Source organism: Streptomyces sp. NPDC086077 (assembly GCF_040686175.1).
In the GTDB taxonomy this organism is placed as follows: domain Bacteria; phylum Actinomycetota; class Actinomycetes; order Streptomycetales; family Streptomycetaceae; genus Streptomyces.
Genome location: NZ_JBFBJT010000239.1, coordinates 1 through 7,274 on the forward strand (window position 1 = coordinate 1; position 7,274 = coordinate 7,274).

The 7,274-nt window shown below is 70.7% G+C and carries 5 protein-coding genes and 1 pseudogene; 5 read left to right on the plus strand and 1 reads right to left on the minus strand.

Annotated elements, in window-relative coordinates; all coding sequences use genetic code 11:
• Window positions 1-73: 73 nt before the first annotated feature.
• Complete coding sequence (locus AB0O67_RS35665) at window positions 74-970, minus strand: AraC family transcriptional regulator (RefSeq protein WP_365459727.1); 897 nt, start codon at window positions 968-970, stop codon at window positions 74-76.
• Between the two features lie 160 nt (window positions 971-1,130).
• Here AB0O67_RS35665 and tkt point away from each other — a divergent pair, with 160 nt between their 5' ends.
• From tkt to AB0O67_RS35690, 5 genes and pseudogenes are all read left to right on the plus strand, one after another.
• A complete protein-coding gene (gene tkt, locus AB0O67_RS35670; RefSeq protein WP_365459730.1) occupies window positions 1,131-3,215 on the plus strand; it encodes a transketolase in 2,085 nt (694 codons plus the stop codon).
• A gap of 19 nt (window positions 3,216-3,234) precedes the next feature.
• Window positions 3,235-4,404, plus strand: coding sequence for a transaldolase (gene tal, locus AB0O67_RS35675; protein ID WP_365459733.1), 1,170 nt, complete (start codon window positions 3,235-3,237; stop codon window positions 4,402-4,404).
• Window positions 4,401-5,990, plus strand: a complete 1,590-nt coding sequence (zwf, locus tag AB0O67_RS35680; RefSeq protein ID WP_365459736.1) for a glucose-6-phosphate dehydrogenase — start codon at window positions 4,401-4,403, stop codon at window positions 5,988-5,990. The genes tal and zwf overlap by 4 nt, the downstream gene beginning before the upstream one ends.
• On the plus strand, window positions 5,987-6,922 hold the full coding sequence (gene opcA / locus AB0O67_RS35685; protein WP_365459739.1) for a glucose-6-phosphate dehydrogenase assembly protein OpcA: 936 nt from the start codon (window positions 5,987-5,989) through the stop codon (window positions 6,920-6,922). Before zwf ends, opcA begins: the two co-directional genes overlap by 4 nt.
• Window positions 6,915-7,274 (plus strand): annotated as a pseudogene (locus AB0O67_RS35690) (glucose-6-phosphate isomerase); the annotation flags it as partial. The gene opcA and the pseudogene AB0O67_RS35690, both read left to right, overlap by 8 nt.

Sequence of the window (7,274 nt, forward strand, 5' to 3'; positions counted from 1 at the left end):
GGCGGGGCCCACGCGCGCGTGGGCCCCGTCGACGTGCCGGCTTGTGGTGTGGGCTTGTCGTGTCCGCTCGTCGTCACCGCAGCTCCGCGCGGAACGCCGCCGGCGTCATCTCCGTGTGCTGGTGGAAGAACTTCGAGAAGTTCGCCGCGTCCGGGAAGCCGACCGCCACGCCGACGCGGCCGATGGGCAGGTCGGTGTGGGCGAGGAGGCGCTTGGCCTCCAGGACGACGCGTTTGTCGATGAACGCCTTGGGGGTGTCACCGGTGGCGGCGCGGACCGTGCGGACGAGGGTGCGGCGGGAGTAGCCGAGGGCGTCGGCGTAGGCGCTGACGCTGTGGTTGGTTGCGAAGTCCCGCTCGACCGCCTCCCGGAAGAGCGTGAAGGTGGTGCCCGCCTGCTGCTCCGCCGCCGTCGCCGAGCTGGCCGCCAGATGGGACAGGCGGAGCAGGAACGCGCTGAGGGAGTGGCGCAGCACCGCGGTGTGCAGGCTCAGGGGCAGCGTCGCCGCGTCCTCGTACTCGCGTCGCAGATGCGCCAGCGAGGCGTACAGGGACGCGAGCTGGGTGGCGTCGGGGTGGAGCAGGGGCGGGAGGTCGTAACGGTACAGGCCCGTGGCCTCGACCGTGACCCTCGGGAGGAAGCCGGGCTGCATGGTCAGGACCGTTCCGCGGTACTCGCTCGGGGCCGTGAAGCGGTGCACCTGCCCCGGGCGGATCCACAGCACGTCGCCGGCCTTCGCCTCGTACTCGGTGAAGTCGACCATGTGCCGTACGGGTCCGCCGCCGAAGACCATCACGATATGGAAGTCGATGCGGTGAATGCGGTCCAGCGGAGCGTGGGAGTGCCAGTCGATGCCGGGGTCCATCGCGCCGATCTGCATACCGACGCCGCAGACGCTCTGCTCGACCGGGAAGGCGAACGTCCGGATGCCGTCCCCCTTGCCACCACCTTGGATAGTTCTGTCCGCCATGTCCTTCTCGTGCCACCTCGACGTCCGTGGGAGTGTCCCACTTTCACCACAGGCTGGCACACCCGAACCTTCCCGCCAAAAAGTCAGACTTTTAAGGTCGAACGCGTCCGACCAGCCAGAACGCTGGTTTCAATGACCTTTTGAAAAGGACTGCCTACAGATGAGCACGCAGACACCCGACGGGCCCGGCGACTTCGAGTGGACCGATCTCGACCGGCGTGCCGTCGACACTGCCCGCCTGCTGGCGGCCGACGCCGTACAGCAGGTCGGGAACGGCCACCCCGGCACCGCGATGAGCCTGGCCCCGGCGGCGTACACGATCTTTCAGAAGGTGATGCGGCACGACCCGGCGGACCCGGAGTGGACCGGCCGTGACCGCTTCGTCCTCTCCCCCGGCCACACCTCGCTCACCCTCTACACCCAGCTCTTCCTCGCCGGGTACGAACTGGGCCTGGACGACCTGAAGGCCTTCCGTACACACGGCTCGAAGACCCCGGGTCACCCGGAGTACGGCCACACCGCCGGCGTCGAGACCACCACCGGGCCGCTCGGGCAGGGCGCCGCCAACGCCGTGGGCATGGCGATGGCGGCCCGCTACGAGCGCGGTCTGTTCGACCCGGACGCCCCCGAGGGCACCTCACCCTTCGACCACACCGTCTGGGCGATCGTCTCCGACGGCGACCTGGAGGAGGGCGTGTCCGCCGAGGCGTCCTCCCTGGCGGGCCATCAGAAGCTCGGCAACCTCGTCTTCCTCTACGACGACAACCACATCTCCATCGAGGGCGACACCGCGACCGCGTTCTCCGAGGACGTGCTGAAGCGCTACGAGGCCTACGGCTGGCACACCCAGCGCGTCGAGCCCGCCGAGAACGGCGACATCGACGTCCACGCGCTGTACGCGGCGCTGCGGGCGGCCCAGGCCGAGACGGAGCGCCCGTCCCTCGTCGCGATGCGCACGATCATCGCCTGGCCGGCGCCGAACGCGCAGAACACCGAGGCCTCGCACGGCTCGGCACTGGGCGCGGCCGAGATCGCGGCCACCAAGCGGGTGCTGGGCTTCGACCCGGAGAAGACCTTCGAGGTCACCGAGGAGGTGCTCGCCCACACCCGCCGGGCCCTCGACCGGGGCGCCGAGGCGCACGCCGCCTGGGACCGGCGGATCGCCGCCTGGCGTGAGGCCGACCCGGAGCGGGCCGCCGAGTTCGACCGCGTCAGCAGGGGCGAGCTGCCCGTGGGCTGGACGCAGAAGCTCCCGGTCTTCGAGGCCGGCCAGTCGATCGCGACGCGTGCCGCCTCCGGCCAGGTGCTCCAGGCGCTCGGACCGGTGATCCCCGAGCTGTGGGGCGGCTCCGCCGACCTGGCCGGCTCGAACAACACCACCATCGACAAGACCTCGTCCTTCCTGCCGAAGGGCAATCCGCTGCCGGAGGCCGACCCGTACGGCCGTACGATCCACTTCGGCATCCGCGAGTTCTCGATGGCCGCGGCGATGAACGGCATCGCCCTGCACGGCAACACCCGCGTCTACGGCGGCACCTTCCTGGTCTTCTCCGACTACATGCGCAACGCCGTGCGCATGTCGGCGCTGATGCAGCTGCCCGTGACGTACGTCTGGACGCACGACTCCATCGGCCTCGGCGAGGACGGGCCGACGCACCAGCCCGTCGAGCACCTGGCCGCCCTGCGCGCGATCCCGGGACTGAACGTCGTCCGTCCGGCCGACGCCAACGAGACCGCCGTCGCCTGGGCCGAGATCCTGCGCCGGCACACCACGAACCCGGCCCCGCACGGCCTCGCCCTCACCCGCCAGGGCGTACCGACGTACGAGCCGAACGAGGACGCGGCGCGGGGCGGTTACGTGCTGTTCGAGGCCGAGGGCGGCAGGCCCCAGGTCGTCCTCATCGGCACCGGCTCCGAGGTGCGGCTGGCCGTCGAGGCGCGCGAGCGGCTCCAGGAGGCCGGTGTGCCGACCAGGGTGGTGTCGATGCCGTCCGTGGAGTGGTTCGAGGAGCAGCCGCGCGAGTACCGCGAGCGCGTGCTTCCGCCGTCCGTGAAGGCGCGTGTCGCTGTCGAGGCGGGGGTGGGTCTGACGTGGTACCGCTTCGTAGGTGACGCAGGACGCATCGTCTCCCTCGAACACTTCGGCGCCTCGGCCGACGCCACGACCCTGTTCGCCGAGTTCGGCTTCACCGCCGAGAACGTCGTCGCAGCGGCCAAGGAATCGCTCGCTGCCGCGCGTGGTTGATCCGATCGCAAGAAAGAAGATGATCACTGTGACCGAAGCATCCGCCACCGCGGGAGCACTCAAGCGCCTGTCCGACGAGGGTGTGTCGATCTGGCTGGACGACCTGTCGCGCCGCCGGATCACATCCGGCAACCTCGCCGAACTCGTCGCGACCCGGCACGTCGTGGGCGTCACCACCAACCCGTCCATCTTCCAGGCCGCCATCGGCTCCGGCGAGGGGTACGAGGAGCAGCTCGCCGACCTCGCCGAGCGGGGCGTCACGGTCGACGAGGCCGTGCGCATGATGACCACCGCCGACGTCCGGGCCGCCGCGGACGTCCTGCGGCCGGTGTACGAGGCCACCGGCGGGCGGGACGGCCGGGTCTCCATCGAGGTCGACCCGCGCCTCGCGCACGACACCCGCGCCACCGTCGCCGAGGCCCGGCAGCTCGCCTGGCTCGTCGACCGGCCCAACGTCATGATCAAGATCCCGGCGACGAAGGCGGGCCTGCCGGCCATCACCGAGGTGATCGGCGCCGGTATCAGCGTCAACGTCACGCTGATCTTCTCGCTGGAGCGCTACCGCGAGGTCATGGACGCCTATCTCGCCGGTCTGGAGAAGGCGCAGGCGGCCGGGATCGAGCCGGCCGGCATCCACTCCGTGGCGTCCTTCTTCGTCTCCCGCGTCGACAGCGAGATCGACAAGCGGCTGACGGTCATCGGCACGCCCGAGGCGCTGGCCCTGAAGGGCCGGGCGGCGCTCGCCAACGCGCGGCTCGCCTACGCGGCGTACGAAGAGGTGTTCGGCTTCGCCGGCCACGCGACACCGGCGAGTGACCGGTGGACCGTGCTGGCCGGGTCGCGGGCGAACAAGCAGCGCCCGCTGTGGGCCTCGACCGGCGTGAAGGATCCCGCGTACAAGGACACCCTGTACGTGGAGGACCTGGTCGCGCCCGGCACGGTCAACACCATGCCGGAGGCCACGCTGAACGCCACCGCCGACCACGGTCAGATCCACGGCGACACCGTGAGCGGCGGCTACGCGCAGGCGCGGGCCGATCTGGCCGCGGTGGAGCGGCTGGGGATCTCCTACGACGAGGTGGTGCGGCAGCTGGAGGACGAGGGGGTCGCCAAGTTCGAGGCGGCCTGGCAGGAGCTGCTGGACGCCGTGACGAAGTCGCTGACGGGCAAGGGAGTTGACGGGGAATGAGCACCGAACCGACCACAGGGGCGCAGGTCGCCGGGGAGGCGTCCGGGCCGGCCGGGCCCTCCCCCGACTGGAGCAACCCGCTGCGCGACGCCCGGGACCGTCGCCTGCCCCGGATCGCCGGCCCCTCGGGGCTGGTCATCTTCGGCGTCACGGGTGACCTGTCCCGCAAGAAGCTGATGCCCGCCGTCTACGACCTGGCCAACCGGGGCCTGCTGCCGCCGGGCTTCTCGCTCGTCGGGTTCGCCCGCCGGGACTGGGCGGACCAGGACTTCGCGGAGGTCGTGCACGACGCGGTGCGCGAGTACGCGCGCACGCCGTTCCGCGAGGAGGTCTGGCAGCAGCTCGCCGAGGGCATGCGGTTCGTCCCAGGCGACTTCGACGACGACGACGCGTTCAAGCAGCTGCGCTCGGCCGTCGACGAACTGGACGCCTCCCGGGGCACCAGCGGCAACTACGCCTTCTACCTCTCGGTGCCGCCGAAGTTCTTCCCGAAGGTCGTCCAGCAGCTGAAGAAGCACGGGCTGGCCGACGCCCCGCGGGGCTCCTGGCGGCGAGCGGTGATCGAGAAGCCGTTCGGCCACGACCTGAGGTCGGCCCAGGAGCTCAACACGATCGTGCACGACGTGTTCGACCCGGAGCAGGTGTTCCGGATCGACCACTACCTGGGCAAGGAGACCGTCCAGAACATCCTGGCGCTGCGCTTCGCCAACCAGATGTTCGAACCGATCTGGAACCGGTCCTTCGTCGACCATGTGCAGATCACGATGGCCGAGGACATCGGCATCGGCGGCCGTGCCGGCTACTACGACGGCATCGGCTCGGCGCGTGACGTCATCCAGAACCACCTCCTTCAGCTGATGGCCCTCACCGCGATGGAGGAACCCGCCTCCTTCGACGCGTCCTCGCTGCTGATGGAGAAGCTGAAGGTGCTGAAGGCGGTGAAGCTGCCCGAGGACCTCGGTCTGCACACCGTGCGCGCCCAGTACACGGGGGCCTGGCAGGGCGGCGAGAAGGTGCGCGGCTATCTGGAGGAGGACGGCATCGACGCGGCGTCCACCACGGACACCTTCGCCGCGATCAAGCTGAACGTCGACAACCGCCGCTGGGCGGGCGTCCCCTTCTACCTGCGCACCGGCAAGCGCCTCGGGCGGCGGGTCACGGAGATCGCGGTGGTCTTCCAGCGGGCCCCGCACTCCCCCTTCGACTCCACGGCCACCGAGGAACTCGGCAAGAACGCGATCGTGATCCGCGTGCAGCCGGACGAGGGAATGACGGTCCGCTTCGGCTCGAAGGTGCCGGGCACGTCGATGGAGATCCGGGACGTCACGATGGACTTCGCGTACGGCGAGTCCTTCACGGAGTCGAGTCCCGAGGCGTACGAGCGGCTCATCCTCGACGTCCTCCTGGGTGACGCCAACCTGTTCCCCCGTCACCAGGAAGTGGAAGAGTCCTGGAAGATCCTCGACCCCATCGAGGGGTACTGGGCCGCGGACGGCAGGCCCGCGCAGTACGTCGCGGGCAGCTGGGGTCCCGCGGAAGCCGACGAGATGCTCGCACGAGACGGACGGAGCTGGCGCAGGCCATGAAGATCGACCTGACCGACACCACGGCAAGCAAGATCAACAAGGCGTTGGTGCAGGGTCGCCGCGCCATCGGCACACCGGCCGTGGGCATGGTCCTGACGATGGTCATCGTCACGGACGAGGAGAACGCCTACGACTCGATCAAGGCGGCCGAGGAGGCCTCCCACGAGCACCCCTCCCGCACCCTGGTCGTGATCAAGCGGCACGCCCGCTCCCCACGCGACCGCACGCAGTCCCGGCTCGACGCCGAGGTACGCGTCGGCTCCGAGGCGGGCACCGGCGAGACGGTCGTGCTGCGCACGTACGGCGAGGTGTCCGACCACGCCGACTCCGTGGTGCTGCCGCTGCTGCTGCCGGACGCGCCGGTCGTGGTGTGGTGGCCGGTGGACGCGCCCGAGGTGCCCGCCAAGGACCCGCTCGGGGCGCTCGCCCAGCGCCGGATCACCGACATGTACGCCGTGGAGACGCCGCTGGCCGCGCTGGACGCCCGCGCCCGGTCCTACGCGCCCGGCGACACCGACCTCGCCTGGACCCGCCTCACCCCCTGGCGCTCGATGCTGGCGGCGGCCCTGGACCAGGCCCGGCTGCAGATCACCTCGGCGGCCGTGGAGAGCGAGGCCGACAACCCCAGCGCCGAGCTGCTGGCCCGCTGGCTGGAGGCGCGGCTGCACGTCACCGTCGACCGGGTGGAGACCGCGGGCCCGGTCGTGACCGGCGTACGGCTGGGCACGGAGAGCGGCGAGATCGTCATCGACCGGCCCGAGGGCCCACTGGCCACGCTGTCCCTGCCGGGCCAGCCGCCGCGCACCCTCGCGCTGAAGGTGCGCGCCACCTCCGAACTGATCGCCGAGGAGCTGCGGCGCCTCGACGCGGACGAGATGTACGCCGTCGCCCTGCGGGGCGAGGGCACCAAGGAGACGCCTTCTCATGTCTGAGACCCCGTTGCTGACGCGGCGGCCCGAGTGGACCGCGCTGGAGGACCACCGCGCCGAGTGGAAGGCGCACCTTCGGGATCTGTTCGCGGCCGATCCCGGCCGTGCGCAGCGGTACGTGGTCACGGTCGGTGATCTGCGGATCGACTACTCCAAGCACCTGCTCACCGACGAGACCCTGGCCCTGCTCCAGGAGCTGGCGGCGGCCACGGACGTCTTCGGGCTGCGGGACGCCATGTTCCGCGGCGAGAAGATCAACGCCACCGAGGACCGGGCCGTGCTGCACACCGCGCTGCGCGCGCCCCGGGACGCGGTGGTCGAGGTCGACGGCGAGAACGTCGTGCCGGGCGTGCAC

Excerpts from the sequence above, each read along its gene's own strand:
- tkt (WP_365459730.1), top strand. The coding sequence starts at position 1,131 with ATGAGCACGCAGACACCCGACGGGCCCGGCGACTTCGAGTGGACCGAT.
- tal (WP_365459733.1), top strand. The coding sequence starts at position 3,235 with ATGATCACTGTGACCGAAGCATCCGCCACCGCGGGAGCACTCAAGCGC.
- AB0O67_RS35665 (WP_365459727.1), bottom strand. The coding sequence starts at position 970 with ATGGCGGACAGAACTATCCAAGGTGGTGGCAAGGGGGACGGCATCCGG.
- opcA (WP_365459739.1), top strand. The coding sequence starts at position 5,987 with ATGAAGATCGACCTGACCGACACCACGGCAAGCAAGATCAACAAGGCG.
- zwf (WP_365459736.1), top strand. The coding sequence starts at position 4,401 with ATGAGCACCGAACCGACCACAGGGGCGCAGGTCGCCGGGGAGGCGTCC.